Origin of the sequence: Shewanella sp. SP1S1-7 (assembly GCF_031932105.1) — a bacterium.
In the GTDB taxonomy this organism is placed as follows: Bacteria; Pseudomonadota; Gammaproteobacteria; order Enterobacterales; family Shewanellaceae; genus Shewanella; species Shewanella baltica.
Genome location: NZ_JAUOEU010000022.1, coordinates 38,732 through 61,031, shown reverse-complemented (window position 1 = coordinate 61,031; position 22,300 = coordinate 38,732). Strand labels below are relative to the sequence as shown.

Here is a 22,300-nt window from a genome sequence, read left to right as displayed (position 1 = left end):
TTTCGACAGGAATTCACTATGCTTTGCCAACTCAGCATTAATAACTTCGCTATCGTCCGTTTTTTAGAACTGGATTTTCGCCCCGGTATGACCAGCATCACAGGTGAAACCGGTGCAGGTAAATCGATCGCCATCGATGCGCTAGGCCTGTGCCTAGGCAATCGCGCCGATGCCAGCAGTGTTCGCCCCGGAGCCAATAAAACCGAGGTTAGCGCCCGCTTTTCCTTGGATGATATTCCACTGGCAAAACGTTGGTTAGAAGATAACGATCTTGAACTCGATGATGAGTGCATCCTACGTCGAACTATTGGTAGCGATGGCCGTTCACGCGCCTACATCAATGGTAATCCAGTGCCACTGACGCAGCTCAAATTACTGGGTCAGTTGCTTATCGGTATTCACGGTCAACATGCGCACCATGCAATGTTAAAAAGTGAACATCAACTCACCTTGCTCGACAGTTATGCCAACCACAGATTACTTATCGATACGGTTGCCGCCAGCTTTCAACGCTGCAAGCAAATTGAGGCCGATCTAAAACAACTCGAAGCCTCCCAGCATGAACGTATTGCCCGTAAGCAATTAGTGCAATATCAAGTAGAAGAACTTGATGAGTTTGATCTTAAAGTCGATGAGTTCGATGAAATTGAGCAAGAGCACAAACGTCTTGCCAATGGCACTGAGTTGATTGATACCTGTCAGGCGAGCTTAGATATACTCACTGAAGGCGAAGAGAACAATATAGAGTCACTGCTCAACCGAGTCGTTTCCCTCGCCGAAGATCTGCAAAGCTACGATCCTGCATTAAGCAATATCAACACTATGTTGAATGATGCCTTAATCCAAGTGCAAGAAAGCGCAGGCGAATTACAGCACTATTTGAGTAAGCTTGAACTCGATCCAACCCACTTTGCCTATTTAGAAGAACGGCTATCAAAAGCCATGCAACTGGCGCGTAAGCACCATGTCAGCCCAAATAAACTAGCCGAACATCATTTGGCATTAAAGGCAGAGCTGAGCACCTTAGACAGTGACGAAAGCAAGCTCGAAGAAATTCAACTACAGGTCGATGCCAGTAGAGCCGCTTACCTTAGCAACGCACAAAAACTCAGCCAAAGCCGCGCTAGATATGCCAAAGAACTCGACAAACTCGTGACTCAGTCAATCCACGAACTGAATATGCCAAAGGGTAAATTTACTATCGAAGTCAATTTCCACCCAGAGCAAATGTCAGCCAACGGCAGTGATAATATCGAATTTATGGTCACCACTAACCCTGGCCAACCTTTACAACCGATTTCGAAAGTCGCATCTGGCGGTGAACTTTCACGGATAGGCTTAGGGATCCAAGTCATTACCGCGAAGAAAGTTGCCACGCCGACATTGATTTTCGATGAGGTGGATGTCGGGATTTCGGGCCCCACCGCCGCAGTGGTTGGCCGCATGTTACGCAGCTTAGGGGAATCGACCCAAGTACTGTGCGTGACTCACTTGCCGCAAGTTGCGGGCAATGGTCATCAACACATGTTCGTCGATAAGTTTAATAAGGCGGGCAGTACTGAGACCACAATGAAGTCGCTCGATCGTGAGCAACGCATTCAAGAGCTGGCAAGGCTGTTAGGTGGCGATACTATCACTAGCAATACCCTAGCGAACGCAAGGGAACTGCTGCAATAGTAGAATCAAGCAGAAAAGGGATAAGGGATGTTCAGCTAATCCCTTCATCCCTTCAATCAGAAAAATGCGAAATCAAAAGCTAAGGGTTAGTTGTTGGCCATGTTAACTATCATGCCAAGTTAGCAATCATGTTAGCTAACACACCAGACTAGCCCTTGCAGACAGATAAAGGCAAATACACCCGCTAAAACATCATCAATCATAATGCCAAAACCACCTTCGACTTTGGCATCGAGCCAACGGATTGGCCAAGGTTTGATGATGTCAAAAAAGCGAAATAAACCAAAGCCCACTAACAGCCAAATCCAGCCCGCTGGTGCCGCTATCATAGTGATCAACAATCCAGCCACTTCATCCCACACAATCGCGCCATGGTCGTGTACGCCCATGTCATGGGCCGCTTTACCACAGATATAAAATCCTGCAAATACACTCACTAAAGTTAAGCCCAGATACCAAGCAAGCGGTAATGGCGCCATCAGTAAATAGAGGGGAATAGCAGCTATGGTACCGAAAGTACCGGGCGCTTTAGCGGCGAGTCCGCTACCGAAACCGAGTGCCAAAAAGTGGACAGGATTTTTTAATGACAGGCGCGTTAACGCCTGATCCTTTGACAACCATTTCATTAACATGCTCTTCGCTTAAAAGTGCTCGAAACCGTGATACGGCGGCGTAAACGGCTCACCATTGAGTTGTAACTTGAGCTTACTGCCCGCACAAATTTGCCCAACACGAACAAATTTTGCTCCTGCATGGCTTAATGCTGTCTCAAGCGCGCCTTTTTGCGCCTCAGGAACGGTGAACAGCAGTTCATAATCTTCGCCGCCTGTCAGCGCATAACCTAAGGCATGCTCCTCACTGACGGTATCTTGCATCGCACGCGAAAGCGGGATGCAATTAACATCTACAACCGCACCAACTGCAGAAGCCTTAAGGACATGACCGATATCCGAGATAAACCCGTCGGAAAGGTCGATAGCACTGGAGGCTAGCGAACGCAAAGCTTGGCCCGCTAAGACTCTTGGTGTTGGGCGATAATGGCGATTAATCAGGAATTCTTTGTGCTCAGCTCTGGCCTGTTGTACACCGCGAATGATATCCAGACCTAAGGCCGAATCTCCGAGCGTGCCCGTGACATAAATCCAATCACCGGCTTTAGCACCATGACGCGTGAGTGCCTTACCCTGTGGGACTTGGCCGTGCACTGTGATATTAATCGCCCGTGGGCCACGCGTCGTATCGCCGCCAATTAAGGCAATGCCATAGTAATCAGCCGCTTCAAATAAACCTTCGCTAAAACCACTGAGCCAAGTTTCATCGACTGCGGGTAACGTCAAGGCAAGCGTCATCCACGCAGGTTCAGCACCCATGGCAGCCAGATCAGATAAATTTACCGCTAAGGCTTTGTAACCTAAGGCAGCAGGAGGCATATCGGGGAAGAAGTGGACATTTTCGACTAAGGTGTCACAGGAGATAGCAATCGACTTGTTTTCTGCGGGTTGCACTAAAGCGCAATCATCACCGATGCCAAGCTTCACATCACGGCGAGTAGGGCCGCGGTTGCTAAAATAACATTCAATTAATTGGAATTCTTTCACTGTACAGTTTGGCACGACTTACATCGGCCACCTTTGTTAGCAATGAAAAACGGTATCCTAAGATACCGTTTGTCTTTATTACTTGCGTGCAACCAGTTTGTCGAGCAGTCCGTTAACAAACTTATGACTCTCGTCCGCACCGAAAGCTTTTGCCAACTCAATCGCTTCGTTAATCGCGACCTTGTAGGGCACATCTTTACGGAAAGTCAGCTCATAGGTCGCTAAACGAACTATGGCTTTCTCAACTGGAGACACTTCATCAATCGGGCGTTCCAGATGCGGGATGATCAGCTCATCCAATTGGGTTTTCTTCGTTGCAACGCCTGAAAATAGCTCACGAAAATAAGCTACATCAACACCGTCGAGACTTTGTTCAGTTAAAAACTCATGCTCAACATCGGCAATATTATTCCCGCTTAGTTGCCATGAATAGATGGCTTGAACGGCTAAACGGCGGGCCTTGCGGCGCTCAGAAGGCTTCATTATTTTTCCTACTATAACAACTGTTGTTCAAGTTCTTGCAGAACATTGACCATTTCAAGCAGACTTAAAGCAGCTTCGCCGCCTTTGTTACCCGCTTTGGTACCTGAACGTTCAATAGCTTGTTCAATGGTATCTGTGGTCAAAACACCGAAAGCAACAGGCAGATCAAATTCTAAAGCAACTTGAGCTAGACCTTTATTACATTCGCCTGCAACAAAATCAAAATGAGGAGTACCACCACGGATCACCGCACCTAATGCGATAATACCGTCGAATTTACCACTGGCAGCTACGCGACGCGCAGCTAGCGGCAACTCAACCGCACCTGGTACACGGACAACAGTGATATTGTCGTCGCTGACTTGGCCAAAACGTTTCAGCGTGTCAAGTGCACCTTCAAGCAAGCTCTCAACTAAAAAGCTGTTGAAACGCGAAATTACAATCGCAACTTTGGCATTTTTCGCTTCGATATTACCTTGAACTACGTTCATTATCTTACCTAATTTAGCTAAAGCACCCAGCTCGGGGCGAAAAGTGGCGACATGATATCACAGCCAATTGCCCAGAGCCCTATGCAAATTATCAGAAATTGTTAATTTTACTTTAGTGTAACTTTGGATTTCAGTCTGCCACATACTCAGTCACTTCAAGGCCAAAGCCCGAAAGTGAGTGGTAGCGTTTAGGCGAACTGAGCAGGCGCATCTTAGTCACACCAAGGCTGGCGAGAATTTGCGAGCCAACACCCACACGGCGCGACGTCCCTTGCCATTTTGCAGAAGCAGGCGCTTGGCCTTGATCTTCGGCTTCAAAGGCTTTCACCTTAGAGAGGATTTCACAGGGATGCTCTTGATTCCCGAGTAAAACCAATACACCACCTTCTGCAGAAATACGCTCCATCGCCTTTTCGAGTGGCCAGCTGCGTTGCTGATCGCGCTCTGAGTGGAGTAAATCGTTGAAGGTATTTTGCAAATGCACGCGCACCAAACAATCTTCTTTCACCTCACCTTTGACTAAGGCAAAGTGCAATTGATTGTCGATAGTGTCTCTAAAAGTCACCATATCGAACTCACCGAAACGGGTCGGTAATTTGCATTTAGCTTCGCGCACAACCGTGGTTTCTTTGGTATTGCGATACTCGATTAAAGCCGCGATAGTGCCGATTTTGATGCCATGTAACTCGGAGAAAATTTCTAAATCGGGGCGACGTGCCATAGTGCCGTCTTCGTTCAAAATCTCAACGATAACGCCCGATGGCTCAAGTCCCGCAAGACGGGCTAAATCACAGCCAGCTTCAGTGTGGCCTGCGCGGGTTAATACGCCGCCGTCCTGTGCCATTAACGGGAAGATATGCCCTGGTTGCACTAAATCAGACGCTTTAGCCTCTTTAGCCACCGCCGCTTTCACCGTTACAGCGCGATCGTGGGCCGAAATACCGGTAGTCACACCTTCTGCCGCTTCAATAGAAACCGTAAAGTTAGTCGAGAACTGTGCGTTATTATTCGTCACCATTAAAGGCAGGTTTAACTGCTGGCAACGGGCTTTAGTCATGGTCTGGCAAATCAGCCCACGGCCATATTTCGCCATAAAGTTAATCGCTTCTGGCGTGACCATTTCGGCCGCCATGATCAAATCACCTTCGTTTTCTCTGTCTTCGTCATCCATCAAAATAACCATTTTGCCTTGACGAATATCTTCGATGATCTCTTCTATACTGTGCAGCGCCATTGTAGGACCTTATGATTTTGCTGTTATTATGAAATTCTATACCTAAATAACCTAAGCTGCCGATAAGCTTAAGTTAAATAATCTGCTCCTGTGCACTAACGCACAAAGCCGGCACGGGCTAACATTTCCATGGTGACGCCACCGCTCTTGCTGTCTTTGCCATCATAATTCATCAAGCGTTCAAGATAACGGGCGATTAAATCCACTTCGATATTCACCTTATCGCCTGCTTGCAGGTCGATTAACGTGGTTTCACCTGCAGTATGCGGCACTATGGTCAAGCGGAATCGACTACCGTCCACCTCGTTAACTGTCAGACTCACGCCATCAATGGTGATGGAACCTTTATGGGCAATGTAACGCCCAAGCTCTGCGGGTGCGGCTAACCAAAATTCAATGGCTTGACCACGCACTAAGCGTTGCTCAACCGTTGCAATACCGTCAACATGGCCGCTGACCATATGGCCGCCTAAGCGTGTAGTTGGGGTGACGGCTTTTTCAAGATTCACCTTAGTGCCCACTTTGTAGTTTGCAAAGCCAGTTAGACTCACAGTTTCAGCTGATACATCAGCCACATAACCGTCTGCTAATTGCTGCACAACCGTTAAGCACACACCGTTGGTAGCAATACTGTCGCCTAAACGCACATCGTTTAAATCCAGTTTGCCGCTCGCCACGGTAAGACGAATATCATCGCCTTTACGCTCCAGTTTGCGCAGGGTGCCAACGGCTTCAATAATCCCAGTAAACATGGTTAACTCACTTATTCGATAAAGAAGTAATAAGGCATAAGACTCAAGGTTTAACGGTTATCTTGCCCTAATTAAATAAAGAAGTATCAAGCATAACGCTCAAGGTTAAACGGTTATCTTGCTCCAATTCGATTTAGATAAAGAGGTATCAGGCTTAACGCTCAAGATTAAACGGGTATCTGGCCCTAATTTGCGCTCATCGACCAACATTAATGCAGGAATTTGCGCCATGGTTTGATAATCGGGTAGCTGCAGCAGATTACGCCCTTGCCCGCCGAGGATTTTCATCGCTTGGTACAGCACTAATTCATCAGCCAGCCCCTGTGCTAAAAATGCGCCCGCTAAGGTTGCCCCCGCTTCCACCAGCACGTGATTACAACTTTGGCCTAAATAGCTTAATAGTTCAGGTAAGGATACGCGACCTGCAATTGCTGGTAATACTAGGCAACTCACATGGGAGGGCAATTGTGCTTGAAACTCTGTGGGATAAGCCACGGTCGAGACCAAGAGTATCGGCGATACGATAGCCAAACAGGCAGCCGATAACGGCAAACGGGCGCGACTGTCGAGTATCACCCTTAATGGCTGCAGTAATTGCGCCTCGGTTACGCAGTCTTTTATGTCGCCAAGTTCTTGATATCGCACATTGAGCGAGGGATCATCAGCCAATATGGTTTCAATCCCAGTGACCAAAGCGCAGGAACGTAAGCGTAAACGCTGCACGTCGCGGCGAGATTCAGGGCCGGTAATCCATTTAGATACCCCGTTAGACAGCGCGGTTTTACCATCGAGACTCGCAGCCAATTTGACTGTAACTCTGGGTAAACCCGATTCCATCCGCTTCATAAAACCTAAATTCAAGGCATAAGCTTCATCACGGTGTAATCCCACATCCACTTCAATACCGGCGTCGCGCAGCATTTGAATACCGCGCCCACCGACTTGCGGATTAGGATCTTCCACCGCCACCACCACACGTTTGACGCCAATATTGATCAGCGCCAAGGCGCAGGGCGGTGTGCGGCCATAATGACTGCAGGGCTCTAAGGTGACATAGGCTGTTGCGCCGCGGGCGTGTTCGCCAGCCATACGTAGCGCATGCACTTCGGCGTGGGGCTCACCCGCTTTTTGATGATAACCTTCACCAATGATTTGGTTATCTTTAACGATAACGCAGCCCACACTGGGATTGGGTCTCGTGGTGTAAAAGCCTTTGCGCGCCAATTGAATCGCGCGGCTCATCATTTGGGTGTCGAGTACGGACCAACTTATGTTCAAGCTCATGTTCAACCCTGTTGTTAAAGGTTTCGGCTTTCACCAGTCTTGTAAATCTGTGTTTAAAACCTGTCTTGCAGAAGCTATTAATCAAAAGCCTCTTTTAAAGCTAGCGCAACCAGAAGACTGAACGACAGGCAACAAAAATCGAATAACTACTTTTGCAGTTTGGCGATGGCTTCACCAAATTCAGACACGTCTTCAAAGGCGCGGTACACAGAAGCAAAACGTATGTAGGCGACTTTATCTAAGCTCATCAATTGCTCCATCATCAAGTTACCAACCATTTCTGAGGGCACTTCCCGCTCGCCAGTGGCGCGCAGGGTAGATTTGATTTTGCTAAGCGCTTGCTCGATTTCATCCATAGACACGGGGCGTTTTTCAACCGCGCGCAGCATGCCACCTTGGAGTTTTTCTTCATCGAAGGGTTGGCGTGAACCATCGCGCTTGATCACCCGAGGCATGACTAACTCGGCACCTTCAAAGGTGGTAAATCTTTCATGGCATTCGGTGCATTCTCGGCGACGGCGCACTTGATGGCCTTCCGCCACTAATCGAGAATCGATGACTTTAGTATCTGTCGCGCTGCAAAATGGACAATGCATTGAGCCTCCTGCCAGTGAATGACGTAAAGCCGTTGGCTTTACTATGTTATCTAAGGTTAGCCTGTTTGGTTTAAGTCTAAGATTTTAGCAATAAAAATGGCCGCTTAATGCGGCCATGGGATTTTATCCTATTTATGGGCTGAGGTTAACCACCTGATGCTTGTTAGGCTCAGCACCACAAAAAGGAGACTATTTACAGATTAACCGTAAACAGGGAAACGTGCGCACAGTGCCAATACTTGGCCTTTAACACGCTCAATCACTGCAGGATTGTTAGCATCATCAAGGATGTCACAGATCCAGCCAGTCAGCTCTTTCGATTCCGCTTCTTTAAAGCCGCGACGCGTAATCGCTGGCGTACCGATACGCACACCTGAAGTCACAAAAGGTGAACGTGGATCGTTTGGTACTGAGTTTTTGTTCACGGTAATGTTAGCGCTACCTAAGGCGGCATCGGCTTCTTTACCGGTTAAGTCACGACCAATCAGGTCAACTAGCATCAAGTGGTTGCTGGTTCCGCCAGAGACGATTTTGTAACCGCGCTCAAGGAACACTTCAACCATAGCTTTAGCGTTATTAACCACTTGCTGTTGGTAAACTTTAAATTCTGGCTCTAGGGCTTCTTTGAACGCCACCGCTTTACCGGCGATAACGTGCATTAATGGGCCACCTTGACCGCCGGGGAATACTGCAGAGTTCAACTTTTTGTACAAGTCTTCATCATCAGCAGCAGACAAAATCACGCCACCACGAGGACCCGCTAAGGTTTTGTGAGTCGTTGAAGTGACAACGTGTGCGTGTGGCACTGGGTTTGGATAAACGCCAGCAGCAATAAGACCGGCAACGTGCGCCATATCGACAAATAGGTAAGCACCTATTTTGTCTGCGATTTCACGCATTTTTGCCCAATCAACGATACCTGAGTAGGCAGAGAAACCGCCGATCATCATCTTAGGCTTGTGTTCTACGGCCAGACGTTCCATCTCGTCGTAGTCAATTTTGCCAGACTCGTCGATACCGTAAGGAATGATGTTGTACAGTTTGCCAGAGAAGTTAACCGGTGAACCGTGGGTCAAGTGACCACCATGAGCTAAGTTCATGCCCAGTACGGTATCGCCAGGTTTTAACAATGCCATGTAAACCGCGCTGTTTGCCTGTGAACCTGAATGAGGTTGTACGTTAGCGTAAGTTGCGCCAAACAGTTGTTTAGCACGCTCAATCGCTAAGGTTTCAACTACGTCCACATACTCACAACCACCGTAGTAACGCTTGCCTGGATAGCCTTCAGCGTACTTATTGGTTAACTGTGAACCTTGCGCTTCCATCACGCGTGGACTGGTGTAGTTTTCAGAAGCAATCAGCTCAATATGCTCTTCTTGACGCAGAGTTTCGTTCTGAATTGCGTTAAACAGTTCCGGATCATAATCTGCGATATTCATATCTTTTTTCAGCATTGCTTACTCCAGCTGCCAATTCTTATAGGTAGGGTTGCGCGGTATTCTACTCGGAACGCGACCACAATCCCAGTATTTGAAACATGAAATTCCTAGCGTTTTAGCTTGAACTTGGCTCATTGTCGAGTTGAGTTCGGCGTGCAATCGAGTAGAATTAGCCGCATCATTAGTCACTTAAGATAGAGAAAAATGGCTCAGTTTGTTTACAGCATGCTGCGGGTGGGAAAAATTGTTCCGCCTAAGAAGCAGATCCTTAAAGATATTTCTTTAAGCTTTTTCCCTGGCGCCAAAATTGGTGTACTCGGCCTTAACGGTTCAGGTAAGTCGACACTACTGCGTATTATGGCGGGTATCGACACCGAAATTGAAGGTGAAGCGCGCCCAATGCCGGGATTGAAAATCGGTTACCTACCGCAGGAACCTAAACTCGATCCAACCCAAACCGTGCGTGAAGCGATTGAAGAAGCCGTCTCTGAGGCAAAAAATGCCCTGACTCGCCTCGATGCCGTTTACGCAGCCTACGCCGAGCCGGATGCCGATTTCGATGCCCTTGCCAAAGAGCAAGGTGAACTCGAAGCCATTATCCAAGCCCAAGATGCCCATAACTTAGATCATATCCTTGAGCGCGCAGCTAACGCCCTGCGTCTGCCAGATTGGGATGAGAAAATCGAAGTGTTATCCGGTGGTGAACGTCGCCGCGTGGCGATTTGTCGCTTGCTGCTTGAAAAGCCTGAAATGCTGCTACTGGACGAACCGACCAACCACTTGGATGCGGAATCCGTGGCTTGGCTTGAGCACTTCTTGCAGGAGTATGCTGGTACTGTGGTCGCGATTACCCACGACAGATACTTCCTCGACAATGCCGCTGGCTGGATTTTAGAACTCGACCGCGGTGAAGGTATTCCGTGGGAAGGTAACTATTCTTCATGGCTTGAGCAGAAAGATGCCCGTCTGAAGCAAGAATCAGCCACAGAAAGCGCTCGCCAAAAGACCATTGCCAAGGAATTGGAATGGGTACGTCAAGGTGCCAAAGGCCGCCAGTCTAAGGGCAAGGCACGTATGGCGCGCTTTGAAGAGCTGAACACTAACGATTACCAAAAACGTAACGAAACCAACGAGCTGTTTATTCCGCCCGGACCACGTTTAGGTGACAAGGTTATTGAAGTGAATAACCTGACCAAGTCTTACGGTGACCGCGTTTTGATCGACAACTTGTCGTTCTCAGTACCTAAGGGCGCAATCGTCGGCATTATCGGTGCCAACGGCGCGGGTAAATCGACCCTGTTCCGCATGTTATCCGGCGCTGAAACACCAGACAGCGGCAGTATTGAGCTGGGTGAAACTGTGCAACTGGCCTCGGTTGAGCAGTTCCGCGATTCGATGAATGATAAGAACACCATTTGGGAAGAAATCTCCGGTGGTCAAGACATCATGCGTATCAACAACATGGAAATCCCGAGCCGCGCCTATGTAGGCCGCTTCAACTTCCGTGGTGGCGATCAGCAAAAAGTCATCGGCACCTTGTCAGGTGGTGAACGTAACCGAGTGCATTTAGCCAAACTGCTGCAAGCGGGCGGTAACGTCTTATTACTCGACGAACCCACCAACGACTTAGACGTTGAAACCCTGCGCGCACTGGAAGAAGCGATTCTGGAATTCCCAGGTTGCGCTATGGTGATTTCGCATGACCGTTGGTTCCTCGACCGTATCGCGACCCACATTCTGGATTACCGTGACGAAGGCCAAGTGAACTTCTACGAAGGTAACTACACAGAATACTCAGCATGGTTGAAAAACACCTATGGCGCCGATGTGGTTGAGCCACACCGCTTGAAATACAAGCGCATGATTAAGTAGTCGTTTTAGCACTTGTATACCCAAACAACCTGAAGATGCAGGATTCAGCGGGAATGTAACGCACTTTAGGCAAGGCGGTTATTTGCAGACCTAGTGGGCTAAGTTAAAAATAACCAACACGGCATAAAGTGATTAAGCAAAAAAGGAGCTCAGGTCGAAGGATCTGCGCTCCTTTTTATTGGATGCTTTTTATGGGGAAGTTTTTATGGGCTAGTTTTGTGGAGTGCTATCGAATAGCTTCTATAAAACGACTCAGCTTTTCAAGCTGGCAAAATAGGCCACCAGCATGTCCATCATCACCCTAAGTGCAGGCTGCATATGTTTGCGAGATTGATATACGCCATACACACCCAGTGACTGCGGCATGAACTCAGTTAACAAAGGCACTAACTGACCCGAATCAAAATAGGGTTTCGCTGCCCACAGCGGTTGCATTGCAATCCCCTCACCTGCCAGCGTGGCATTGAGCACCACCATGGAATCATTGGCACTAAAATTCCCATTCACAGGCACATTAAACGCCTGGCCTTGGTTTAACTTAGGCTCGGAGTTCAGCGCCTGAGCCAGTTTATCTGCCACATCGCTTTGATAAAACCGCCACATCACATCGCCAAAGTAGGAATAGGTTAAGCAATTATGCTGGGTCAAATCTTCGGGATGCAGCACGGCGGCGCGCGCGGCAAGGTAACTCGGTGCAGCGCACACCACTGATTCACATTCACCCAAGCGCCTTGCGATAAGATTGGGATCGAGTTCATTGGTGATGCGAATCGCCAGATCAATCCGCTCGGCGACCAGATCGACGGTTTGGCTGCTCACGTGGAAATTCACACTCGCCTGCGGATAACTGGCTAAGTATTGGCGCACCACGGGCGCTAAAATCTGATGCGCCAAAAACTGGGAGCAGCTAATACGCAACAATCCGCGCGGAATCGCCACAGCGGCATGACTGACCGCTGGCACTTCATTAGCCAATTCGAGCAGTCGATGGCAATAATCCAGCACTTGCTCACCCGCTGGCGTTAAGCTGAGACTGCGCGTCGAGCGATGCAACAATCTAGCGCCGGACCATTCTTCCATTTCGCTCAAGTAACGGGTCACCATAGAACGCGACATATCTAAGGCATTGGCGGCGCTGATCATGCTGCCGCGCTCGACGATAGTGACAAACACTTTAGCCGCTTCGAGTCTATCCATGATTTATCTCCACTCATGTTCAATCAATAACGTTCAATCAATAACGTTCAATCACTCGAAGGCTCACTCACATACTCGTGCCCCACATGAATAATCACTAAGAGTACATCCGGCTATTCGTCCGATTAATGCAACAAACATGGGCAGATACTCGCATTTATCTATTGATTATTGCAACCTATACTTAACTCACTTTTTGCAGCAGCTGCAAATCAATGAATGCTAAATCGAACCTTTTTACTCTTTCATCCTGTGACTATAAGTGAGCCAAAAATGAACACATCGACCTATGCTATACGCAACACAGTTAACGCCACATTGAAGGCCTCGTCTAAAATCAGTCTAGCCGCTACCTTACTGCTAGCGGGACTTGGCGCGGTCAATGCTGCGCCATTGCAAGTGAGCCATTTTAATCCGGGCGAAAACAGCATCTTTGCCGTGTCATCGAGCTTTATCAGCGGCGAACACGAAATGATGTTAGTCGATGCACAATTTCAAAATAACGATGCCCAAACCTTGGTTGATACGATTAAGGCCAGCGGTAAAAAGCTGACTCAGGTGTATATCAGTCATAGCGATCCTGACTTTTATTTCGGCTTAGCCGTGATTAAAAAGCATTTTCCCGATGCACAAATCGTCGCGACTCAAACCACTGTCGATGCCATTAAAGCCTCAATGGAAGGCAAGCTCGCCTACTGGGGTCCGATTTTAAAGGACAATGCGCCAAGTGAATTAGTGCTACCTAAGGCGATTCACAGCGACACTTTCACCATCGACGGTGAGCAAGTGATTATCGAAGGTTTCAATGACAAACATCCTAAACACACTTTCCTGTGGGTACCATCGGCAAAAACCATTACAGGTGGCGTAGAAGTATTTGATAACACGCATGTTTGGATGGCTGACACTCAAACTACCGCAGAGCGTCAGGAATGGTTAACTCATTTAGATGCGATGGAAAAACTGCTGCCGACCACAGTGATCCCAGGGCACTATTTAGGCGAAGCGCGATTTGATACCCGTGCCATCGGTTTTACCCGTGACTATGTAAAAGCCTTTGAAGTCGCAGCAAAAGCCTCGAAATATTCAGCCGAATTAATCCAAAAGATGCTGGCGCTATACCCACAAATGCCAGCCGATGCTGGGCTTGAGATCAGCGCCAAAGTTATCATGGGCGAAATGACCTGGCCTATGTAAGCCCAGCACTAATATCTTAGCGATGGCGACAGCGAGTTAGGCATAAGTGAGAATAGTTAAAGGCAGGCACGTGAGCAATTGCGTGCCAGTTCTTACCTAAATAACAGTATCTACATAACTGCACCTGACTAGCTGCACTTAAATAATCCTATCAATAGCCATATCTACAGCAGTACCACGATCGCCATTTAACTTTAAAATATCAAATGCTTAGATCGTAATTTTGCAATTTAAGCCAAAAGGTTTAACACTATGACTACCCCAATAACTCCTTCTGCTAGCACGGCCAACAGCACACCAGCGGCCAAAGTGCGTACTCTGCACGCGATTATCGACCCTTTATGTGGTTGGTGTTATGCAGCGGCGCCATTACTCGATGCTGCTGCAAAAGCAGGCTTTACCATTAAGCTCCACGGCGGCGGTATGCTCACAGGCCCAAGACGCAAACAAATCGATGCCAACTGGCGCGACTATGTTATGCCCCACGATCTGCGCATTGCCGAGCTAACCGGACAGCCTTTTGGTGAGAACTATTTCGATGGTCTGCTGCGCGATACCACAGTCGTACTCGACTCGGCGCCCCCCATTAAAGCCATGCTCGCAGTCGATGCTATGGGTGGCGACAGTTTGGCCTATCTACACTCAGTACAACTGGCCCATTACCGTGATGGTCACAGCGCCAGTGATGAAGGTAATCTCGCAAGGCTAGCTGCTGAACTAGGGCTCGACCCGATAAGCTTTGCGCAGCATTATGCCCAAGGTGAAGACAAGCTGTATGAGCATATCGTTGAATCCAGAGCATTATTGAATCTGATAGGGGCCCAAGGTTTCCCTTCAATGGCTATAGAGGATAATGACGGCAACATCACCGCCATTAATATCAACCGCTTCTACGGCCAACCCGCCCAGTGGTTAAGCCATCTTGAAGCGCAATTTGAGTCATAATCATGCCAATGCTTAATGGTATTTCAGAAGGCTCATTAGTGAGTGAGCTTGCTCAGTTAAGTCTTATCAAAACAGCAAGGCAGACTGATGCGAATCTTGCACTGGTTAAAAGCACCTATGAGGGAAATAGCTCAGCCGAGAACGCCAAAAATCTTCAGCATGCCTTAGCGAGTGACGCACGCTGGACAGAGGCGGCAGGTTTTCCCTATGCGGGCACTTACGTAGGCTTTAGCGCAATAGCCACCAAGGTGTTCGCTCGTCTTGAAACTGAATGGGATAACTATCGCGTCGATATCGAAGACTATGTCGCCCAAGGCGATAAGGTTTTTGCCTTCGGTACTTATTCAGGTACCTATGTCAAAACAGGCAAGTATTTTAGCGCCCGAGTCGCCCATTTATGGAAGATACACAGCGGCAAAATCGTCAGTTTCGAACAGTTTGTCGATAGTCATACCGTCGTCAATATCATGTAACGGTCAATATCATGTAACTGAAGTCATGATATTGAGACATGAAATAACTGAATAATGAGGCGGGCAAGTTTCATTTAGCCCGCCTCGTGACTTGTCGACCCTAAGCCTTATCCGTATGATTTAGTCTTTTCAATATGTTGAGCACTTGACATTAAGTACTTAAGATTAAGCGCTTGAGTCTGAGCGTTTGAAATTGAACACTTGAGATTAACTTCGTAAAGTTACACATTCGAAGACTCATCAACTCAAGTGTCTAAAATGACAGAATGAATAACTAAAACAAGAACAAGGATGCGGTCTAATGCGAATCAATTCGATGCCAGTCGGGGCTCACCCAATCACACTCTCTATCACCCGACTGAGTCGAGCCAGCCAATGGATACTCAAGCGACATAGAAAATTCACGCCACTGTTATGGTTTGTCACCGCACTCCCTTTTGTCACACTCTCCTTTAACTCATTCGCGGCCAATACCAGTGAGGCCGAGCCAGAACTAAAGATTCAAGAAAGCAGCGTCACCGATGGCCCTTATGTGTTTTTGGACAATGCTCAAAAAGACACTGCCTATTGGATTTGCCAGAGTGAGCTTAAACAAACGCCGATTGCGAAGGCGCAGTTAACTCGCCCTGCCAGTTGCGGTAAATTACCAGAGCCCCATCTTCACACACTAGCGGCCACGGTTGAGCCCGATACCTTTACTCATGTCAGCAAAATTGTCGCCCTTAGCGATGTGCACGGCCAATTTGATGTGATGATTAACTTACTAAAAGCCCATAAGATTATCGACAAAGATAACCACTGGGCCTTTGATGACGGTCATATGGTGATGACGGGAGACATGTTTGACCGTGGCCATCAAGTCAATGAAGTATTGTGGTTTTTATATGCCTTAGATCAAGAAGCTCAAGCTGCGGGCGGGCGCTTACATCTACTCATGGGCAACCACGAGCAAATGGTGTTTCGCGGCGACTTACGCTACGTCAACGAACGCTACCAAGTCTCGGCCGATTTACTCAAACGCCACTACGATGCGCTCTACAACAAAAACACCGAAATCGGCCAGTGGCTTCGCAGCAAACACACCTTAGTCAAAATCAATAATATCTTGTTTATGCACGGGGGCATCAGCCCTGAATGGGTCGAGCGTAAATTACATATCAGCGAGGCTAACCAACTATTTCGTCAGCATTTAGATGATAAAAAAGCCGATTTGAAGAAAGATGATTTACTCAACTTTCTGTTTTTTACCAATGGTCCAACTTGGTATCGCGGTTACTTTAAAGATGAACTGAAAGAGTCGGATATCGATAGCATACTGAACTATTTCAAGGTCGAGCATATTGTCGTTGGACACACATCGCAGGAGCAAGTGCTTGGTCTCTATCACAATAAAATCATTGCGATAGACAGCAGCATTAAGAATGGTCAATCCGGTGAACTGTTACTTATCGACGCCGGCAAACTCACCCGCGGTCTGTATCAGGGTGAGCAGGTTTCGCTATAAGATACCTCACTAATATCTTCGCCATAATACGTGAATGCCCTAGCGCCCTAATGCATGCATAAGTTAGGGCGTGAATGTATAAATAAGCAAAGGTAAACGGGCACCCACCATGGTTATAAATCTGTAGCGTTCTAAATCTGCATGGCTCTAAATCGACATAACGCTCAATCTATATGGCTCTCAACATGCACGCATCTTAATGTCCATAAGTTCGCCAGTTTTTATTAACTCTGACTATACTCAAGCCAAGTGCGACTCACCTCAGTGCTGGAGTGGAAATGGGGAAGCAATTACTCACATTATCTGGCTTTTGCTTGTTTATGCTCGGCTTCATCCAGCCCGCATTTGCGGGTCGAGAACTTCATTTAGTCGCCACTAACTACCCTCCTTTTTATGCCGATGCCTTACCCGAACAGGGCGGCGTTGCCCAAGTGGTCAAAGAAGCCTTTAAACGCCAAGGTTACAATGCCAGCCTCAAGTTTTATCCCTTCGCTCGCGCCGCCTTACTCGTTAAAACGGGCCAAGCCGATGGCATCATTGGGCTCTGGTATCGTAAAGAGCGTGAGCAATGGGCTCAATATTCTGCGCCTATCCAACCGGTGCAAATTGTGTTTTATAAACGTAAAGATGCGCCGCTGAGTTTCAGTCAGCTCTCAGATCTCAACCCCTACACGATTGGCATAGGCCGCGGTTACGCTAATCCACCCGAAATCTTCGCCGCTGGGCTCACCACCGAAGAAGGCAATTCGGATGAAATGAACCTCAAGAAGCTATTTTTAAAGCGTATCGACTTAGTCTTGATTGGCCATAACTTAGCCAGATACTTAATCAAAAAAGGCCCCGCTGAATATGACGATGCCTTTGAACAAGTCGGTCACCCCATAGCAACTGAGGTATTTCACTTAGGGGTGTCTTTGGCCGTGACAGATCATCAGCAGTTGGTAACGGATTTTAATCAAGGCTTAGACAGTATGCGCAGCGATGGTCGCTTAGCTTCTATTTTAAGCCAATTTCCTCAGGTGGAAACGACTCAAGCACCTGTCGAAAAATCGCCTACAGAGGTCCATCCCTAGCGCTCGAGGGTCTTCTCGCTCATGCCCTTTGCACAAAAAAACCACAAAAGCTGCGTTGAATTGTGCTCAAGGCTCAAAAAACACAATTTCTTTCATTTTCGTTCGCTTACCTTTACAAACTTTTACCCAACTGGCGTACGTTATTCACTAGAATAGCGCCATTAGAGCGATTACCTTTTTAAACTGCCTTTGCGCGAGATAATAATTACAATGAAAAAAACCATTATTGCCATTGCCCTGCTTGCGGTTATCGCCACAGCGGTAAGTTTTAGTGATGTCCTTCAAGCGGCTAAACCCGAAAGCGCACCTCATCTTATGCGAACCGTTCCAGTGGTCACGGGGGAAGTCGTTGAATATCCATTAGCACAATCTATTTCACTTATCGGCAAGCTCGCTGCCGAACGCGCTGTGGTGATCGCGCCACAAGTCACTGGTAAGATTAAACAAGTCGCCGTGACCTCAAACCAAGCGGTGAAAAAAGGTCAGTTGCTTATCGAACTCGATGATATGAAAGCCCAAGCCGCCGTCGCTGAGGCTAATGCCTTTCTCAACGATGAAAAACGTAAACTCAAAGAGTTTGAAAAGCTGATCAGCCGTAACGCCATCACCCAAACCGAAATTGACGCACAAAAAGCCAGTGTCGATATCGCCCAAGCACGCTTAGCTTCAGCACAAGCGGATTTACATTACCACTCGCTGATTGCGCCGTTTGCGGGCAATACGGGACTGATTAATTTCAGCGAAGGCAAGATGGTCAGCATAGGCACTGAATTAATGTCGCTGGATGATTTATCTAGCATGCGCCTCGACTTACAAGTGCCAGAACATTTCCTGTCGCAATTGAGCATAGGTATGCAAGTGGCGGCCACCAGCCGTGCTTGGCCGGATGAAACCTTTACTGGCAAAGTTGTCGCTATCGATCCACGCGTCAATGAAGAAACCTTAAACCTTAAAGTGCGGGTGCAATTCGACAACCCCAAAAATCGCTTAAAACCCGGCATGATGATGTCATCAACTATCACGTTCCCTGCGATTTCAGCACCTATGGTGCCAGTACAAGCCCTTGAATATTCAGGCACTAAACGTTACGTGTACGTGGTTAGCGCCGATCACATCGCCAACCGCACCGAAGTGCAGTTAGGTGCGCGTATCGATAACCAAGTCTTGATTGAAAACGGTTTGAACATAGGTGACAAAGTCGTCGTACAAGGCTTAGTGAATATGCGCGATGGCCTGAAAATCAATGAAGTGACGCTAGATGCCAAGGCATCAGCCCGTGCGACTGAGCTTTCAAGCCCAAAAGCTACGGAGACTAAATAATGTGGTTGTCCGATGTTTCGGTTAAACGCCCCGTCGTTGCCATCGTTTTAAGCTTACTGCTGTGCGTATTCGGCATAGTCTCCTTCTCTAAATTGTCGATACGGGAAATGCCCGACGTCGAAAGCCCTGTGGTCACCATTAGCACCAGTTACTCGGGTGCGTCGGCGGCTATTATGGAAAGCCAGATCACTAAGACCCTAGAAGATGAACTGACGGGGATCAGTGGTATCGACGAAATCACGTCGACCACCCGTAATGGTAGCTCGCGTATCACAGTGAAATTCCTCCTCGGGTGGAACTTAACCGAAGGCGTAAGTGATGTGCGTGACGCTGTGGCCCGTGCCCAGCGCAGGCTGCCTGAAGATGCGAAAGATCCTGTCGTCTCCAAAGACAACGGTTCGGGCGAGCCCTCCGTCTATGTGAATTTAAGTTCGAGTGTGATGGACCGCACTCAATTAACGGATTACGCCCAGCGCGTGTTAGAGGACAGATTTAGCCTTATCAGCGGCGTGAGCTCCATCAGTATTTCCGGCGGTTTGTACAAGGTCATGTACGTCAAGCTCAGACCCGAACAAATGGCGGGCCGCAATGTCACAGTCACCGACATAACGAACGCGCTGCGCAAAGAAAACATCGAAACACCCGGCGGCCAAGTGCGAAACGACACCACAGTGATGTCGGTGCGTACCAAACGCTTGTACTACACGCCAAAGGATTTTGACTACCTTGTGGTGCGTACCGCCAGCGATGGCACGCCTATCTACTTAAAAGATGTGGCCGATGTGGCTGTCGGCGCACAAAACGAAAACTCGACCTTCAAAAGCGACGGTATCGTTAACATCAGTTTAGGCATTATTGCCCAGTCCGATGCCAACCCCTTGCTCGTTGCCAAAGAAGTGCACCAAGAAGTCGACCGCGTACAAGACTTCCTGCCCGAAGGCACTAGCCTAGTGGTCGACTTCGACTCTACCGTATTTATCGACCGCTCGATTAACGAGGTGTATAGCACCCTTTATGTCACCGGCGCCTTAGTGGTACTCGTGCTGTATATCTTCATCGGACAAGCGCGGGCGACACTCATCCCTGCGGTAACGGTTCCGGTATCGTTAATCTCGGCATTTATCGCCGCTAACATGCTAGGTTATTCAATTAACCTACTGACATTGATGGCGTTAATCCTCTCCATCGGTCTAGTGGTCGATGATGCGATTGTGGTGGTCGAGAACATTTTCCACCATATAGAAAAAGGCGAAGAGCCCTTACTCGCCGCCTATAAAGGCACCCGCGAAGTGGGCTTTGCCGTTGTCGCCACCACGGCGGTATTAGTTATGGTATTCCTGCCGATTTCCTTTATGGAGGGTATGGTCGGACTCTTATTTACCGAGTTCTCCGTGATGCTGGCGGTGTCGGTGCTGTTTTCCTCCTTAGTAGCACTGACACTTACGCCCGTGCTGAGCAGCAAGTTACTTAAAGCCAACGTCAAACCGAATCGCTTTAATCGTTGGGTCGATCGCGGTTTTGCCCGCATGGAAAGCGTCTATCGCGTCGCCGTTACTCGGGCGATTAAACTTCGTCTACTCGCGCCCTTAGTTATTCTCGCCTGTATCGGCGGCAGTGCTTGGTTAATGCAACAAGTGCCGTCACAGCTGGCGCCGCAGGAAGACCGCGGTGTGTTGTTCGCCTTTGTTAAAGGCGCAGAAGGCACCAGTTATAACCGTATGACAGCTAACATGGACATAGTCGAAGACAGACTTATGCCCTTGCTGGGTCAAGGTGTGCTGCGCTCCTTCAGCGTGCAAGCCCCCGCGTTTGGTGGCCGTGCGGGCGATCAAACGGGCTTTGTGATCATGCAGCTTGAAGATTGGGGCACACGCACCGAATCCGCACAGCAAGCGCTTGGGATTATTAGCAAAGCATTGAAAGACATTCCCGATGTGATGGTTCGCCCTATGATGCCAGGCTTTAGGGGTCAATCGAGCGAACCGGTGCAATTTGTGCTTGGTGGTTCGGACTATGCCGAACTCTTTAAGTGGGCGCAGGTGCTCAAAGAAGAAGCCAATGCCGGCCCTATGATGGAAGGCGCCGACTTAGATTACGCCGAAACCACGCCTGAGCTTATCGTGACGGTTGATAAAGAACGCGCTGCGGAGCTTGGGATCAGTGTCGATGACGTCTCGCAAACCTTAGAAGTGATGCTCGGCGGTCGCACCGAAACCACCTATGTGGATCGCGGCGAAGAGTACGATGTGTACTTGCGCGGTGATGAAAACAGTTTTAACAACGTTGGCGATCTTAGCCAAATCTACATGCGTTCCGGTAAAGGCGAATTAGTGACGCTTGATACCGTGACCCATATCGAAGAGATTGCTTCGGCACAAAGATTAAGTCACACCAATAAGCAAAAATCGATCACCCTCAAGGCTAACGTCAGTGAAGGCTACACCTTAGGTGAAGGCTTAAAGTTTCTTGATGCTAAAGCCATTGAATTATTACCTAAAGATATTTCCATTGGTTACACCGGCGAATCCAAAGACTTTAAGGAAAACCAAAGCAGTATCTTCATCGTATTTGGTTTGGCCTTACTGGTCGCTTACTTAGTCTTAGCCGCGCAGTTTGAGAGTTTTATCAACCCATTAGTGGTGATGTTTACTGTGCCTATGGGCGTGTTTGGTGGTTTCTTAGGTCTACTGCTAACCAGTCAAGGGATCAACATCTACAGCCAGATAGGCATGATCATGTTGATTGGTATGGTGACCAAAAACGGTATCCTTATCGTTGAGTTTGCTAACCAATTACGTGACCGCGGCTTTGAACTCGATAAAGCCATTATCGACGCTTCATCCCGTCGTTTGCGGCCAATCCTAATGACAGCCTTCACCACATTAGTGGGCGCTGTACCGTTAATTTTCTCGACGGGCGCAGGCTCAGAAAGTCGTATCGCTGTAGGTACTGTAGTGTTCTTCGGTATGGCATTCGCCACCTTTGTGACCCTACTCGTCATCCCCGCCATGTATCGATTAATCTCGGCAGCGACCCATTCACCGGGATATGTTGAAGCTAAGCTCGAAGCGGCAATTAAAGCGCAAGAGTTAGCGGCCCAAGAGGCGGCGGCAAAGCAGCAGGAACTAGCGCCTAAAGCCTAGCGCTAATCATAACTGCAGAAAA

Annotated in this window: 19 protein-coding genes; 9 read left to right on the top strand and 10 right to left on the bottom strand. The window is 48.2% G+C overall.

Annotation, left to right across the window (positions count from 1 at the left end):
• Nucleotides 1–18 precede the first annotated feature (18 nt).
• A complete protein-coding gene (gene recN / locus Q4Q49_RS16150; RefSeq protein ID WP_006086873.1) occupies nucleotides 19–1,677 on the top strand; it encodes a DNA repair protein RecN in 1,659 nt (552 codons plus the stop codon).
• A gap of 131 nt (nucleotides 1,678–1,808) precedes the next feature.
• On the opposite strand, the gene Q4Q49_RS16145 is transcribed toward recN, so the two are convergent.
• The 9 genes from Q4Q49_RS16145 to glyA all read right to left on the bottom strand — a co-directional run bounded on the left by Q4Q49_RS16145 (nucleotide 1,809) and on the right by glyA (nucleotide 9,569).
• Nucleotides 1,809–2,303 (bottom strand): phosphatidylglycerophosphatase A, encoded by a 495-nt coding sequence (locus Q4Q49_RS16145; protein WP_115336093.1) that lies wholly within the window; start codon nucleotides 2,301–2,303, stop codon nucleotides 1,809–1,811.
• 15 nt (nucleotides 2,304–2,318) lie between these two features.
• On the bottom strand, nucleotides 2,319–3,275 hold the full coding sequence (gene thiL / locus Q4Q49_RS16140; RefSeq protein ID WP_126493520.1) for a thiamine-phosphate kinase: 957 nt from the start codon (nucleotides 3,273–3,275) through the stop codon (nucleotides 2,319–2,321).
• Between the two features lie 78 nt (nucleotides 3,276–3,353).
• Nucleotides 3,354–3,758 carry a transcription antitermination factor NusB gene (gene nusB, locus Q4Q49_RS16135; protein ID WP_006082638.1) on the bottom strand — a complete coding sequence of 135 codons (405 nt, stop codon included), beginning with the start codon at nucleotides 3,756–3,758 and terminating at the stop codon, nucleotides 3,354–3,356.
• Between the two features lie 11 nt (nucleotides 3,759–3,769).
• Nucleotides 3,770–4,249 (bottom strand): 6,7-dimethyl-8-ribityllumazine synthase, encoded by a 480-nt coding sequence (gene ribE, locus Q4Q49_RS16130; RefSeq protein ID WP_006082639.1) that lies wholly within the window; start codon nucleotides 4,247–4,249, stop codon nucleotides 3,770–3,772.
• Nucleotides 4,250–4,379: 130 nt separating this feature from the next.
• Nucleotides 4,380–5,483: a bifunctional 3,4-dihydroxy-2-butanone-4-phosphate synthase/GTP cyclohydrolase II gene (gene ribBA / locus Q4Q49_RS16125; RefSeq protein ID WP_028761388.1), complete on the bottom strand. Its 1,104-nt coding sequence runs from the start codon at nucleotides 5,481–5,483 to the stop codon at nucleotides 4,380–4,382.
• 95 nt (nucleotides 5,484–5,578) lie between these two features.
• Entirely contained in the window at nucleotides 5,579–6,235 is a 657-nt protein-coding gene (locus Q4Q49_RS16120) for a riboflavin synthase (RefSeq protein ID WP_113939349.1), read from the bottom strand.
• Nucleotides 6,236–6,340: 105 nt separating this feature from the next.
• On the bottom strand, nucleotides 6,341–7,519 hold the full coding sequence (ribD, locus tag Q4Q49_RS16115) for a bifunctional diaminohydroxyphosphoribosylaminopyrimidine deaminase/5-amino-6-(5-phosphoribosylamino)uracil reductase RibD (RefSeq protein ID WP_311999844.1): 1,179 nt from the start codon (nucleotides 7,517–7,519) through the stop codon (nucleotides 6,341–6,343).
• Between the two features lie 146 nt (nucleotides 7,520–7,665).
• Entirely contained in the window at nucleotides 7,666–8,115 is a 450-nt protein-coding gene (gene nrdR, locus Q4Q49_RS16110; protein WP_006082643.1) for a transcriptional regulator NrdR, read from the bottom strand.
• 200 nt (nucleotides 8,116–8,315) lie between these two features.
• The gene (glyA, locus tag Q4Q49_RS16105) at nucleotides 8,316–9,569 is read right to left on the bottom strand and encodes a serine hydroxymethyltransferase (protein ID WP_106651245.1); all 1,254 of its coding nucleotides are present in this window, start codon (nucleotides 9,567–9,569) and stop codon (nucleotides 8,316–8,318) included.
• 189 nt (nucleotides 9,570–9,758) lie between these two features.
• Between glyA and ettA the strand changes: the two genes are divergently transcribed.
• Nucleotides 9,759–11,426: an energy-dependent translational throttle protein EttA gene (gene ettA / locus Q4Q49_RS16100; protein WP_311999843.1), complete on the top strand. Its 1,668-nt coding sequence runs from the start codon at nucleotides 9,759–9,761 to the stop codon at nucleotides 11,424–11,426.
• 252 nt (nucleotides 11,427–11,678) lie between these two features.
• Here ettA and Q4Q49_RS16095 read toward each other — a convergent pair whose 3' ends face one another.
• Nucleotides 11,679–12,623 (bottom strand): LysR family transcriptional regulator, encoded by a 945-nt coding sequence (locus tag Q4Q49_RS16095; protein WP_311999842.1) that lies wholly within the window; start codon nucleotides 12,621–12,623, stop codon nucleotides 11,679–11,681.
• A 273-nt stretch (nucleotides 12,624–12,896) separates the two neighbouring features.
• On the opposite strand from Q4Q49_RS16095, the gene Q4Q49_RS16090 reads away from it, so the two are divergent.
• From Q4Q49_RS16090 to Q4Q49_RS16060, 7 genes are all read left to right on the top strand, one after another.
• Complete coding sequence (locus tag Q4Q49_RS16090; RefSeq protein WP_311999841.1) at nucleotides 12,897–13,820, top strand: MBL fold metallo-hydrolase; 924 nt, start codon at nucleotides 12,897–12,899, stop codon at nucleotides 13,818–13,820.
• 252 nt (nucleotides 13,821–14,072) lie between these two features.
• Entirely contained in the window at nucleotides 14,073–14,765 is a 693-nt protein-coding gene (locus Q4Q49_RS16085; protein WP_311999840.1) for a DsbA family protein, read from the top strand.
• 2 nt (nucleotides 14,766–14,767) lie between these two features.
• The gene (locus tag Q4Q49_RS16080) at nucleotides 14,768–15,238 is read left to right on the top strand and encodes a nuclear transport factor 2 family protein (protein ID WP_311999839.1); all 471 of its coding nucleotides are present in this window, start codon (nucleotides 14,768–14,770) and stop codon (nucleotides 15,236–15,238) included.
• 301 nt (nucleotides 15,239–15,539) lie between these two features.
• Nucleotides 15,540–16,742 carry a metallophosphoesterase gene (locus Q4Q49_RS16075; protein WP_311999838.1) on the top strand — a complete coding sequence of 401 codons (1,203 nt, stop codon included), beginning with the start codon at nucleotides 15,540–15,542 and terminating at the stop codon, nucleotides 16,740–16,742.
• Nucleotides 16,743–17,020: 278 nt separating this feature from the next.
• On the top strand, nucleotides 17,021–17,815 hold the full coding sequence (locus Q4Q49_RS16070) for a transporter substrate-binding domain-containing protein (RefSeq protein ID WP_311999837.1): 795 nt from the start codon (nucleotides 17,021–17,023) through the stop codon (nucleotides 17,813–17,815).
• Between the two features lie 210 nt (nucleotides 17,816–18,025).
• Complete coding sequence (locus tag Q4Q49_RS16065; RefSeq protein WP_311999836.1) at nucleotides 18,026–19,135, top strand: efflux RND transporter periplasmic adaptor subunit; 1,110 nt, start codon at nucleotides 18,026–18,028, stop codon at nucleotides 19,133–19,135.
• Nucleotides 19,135–22,278: a multidrug efflux RND transporter permease subunit gene (locus Q4Q49_RS16060; RefSeq protein ID WP_311999835.1), complete on the top strand. Its 3,144-nt coding sequence runs from the start codon at nucleotides 19,135–19,137 to the stop codon at nucleotides 22,276–22,278. The genes Q4Q49_RS16065 and Q4Q49_RS16060 overlap by 1 nt, the downstream gene beginning before the upstream one ends.
• Nucleotides 22,279–22,300 lie beyond the last annotated feature (22 nt).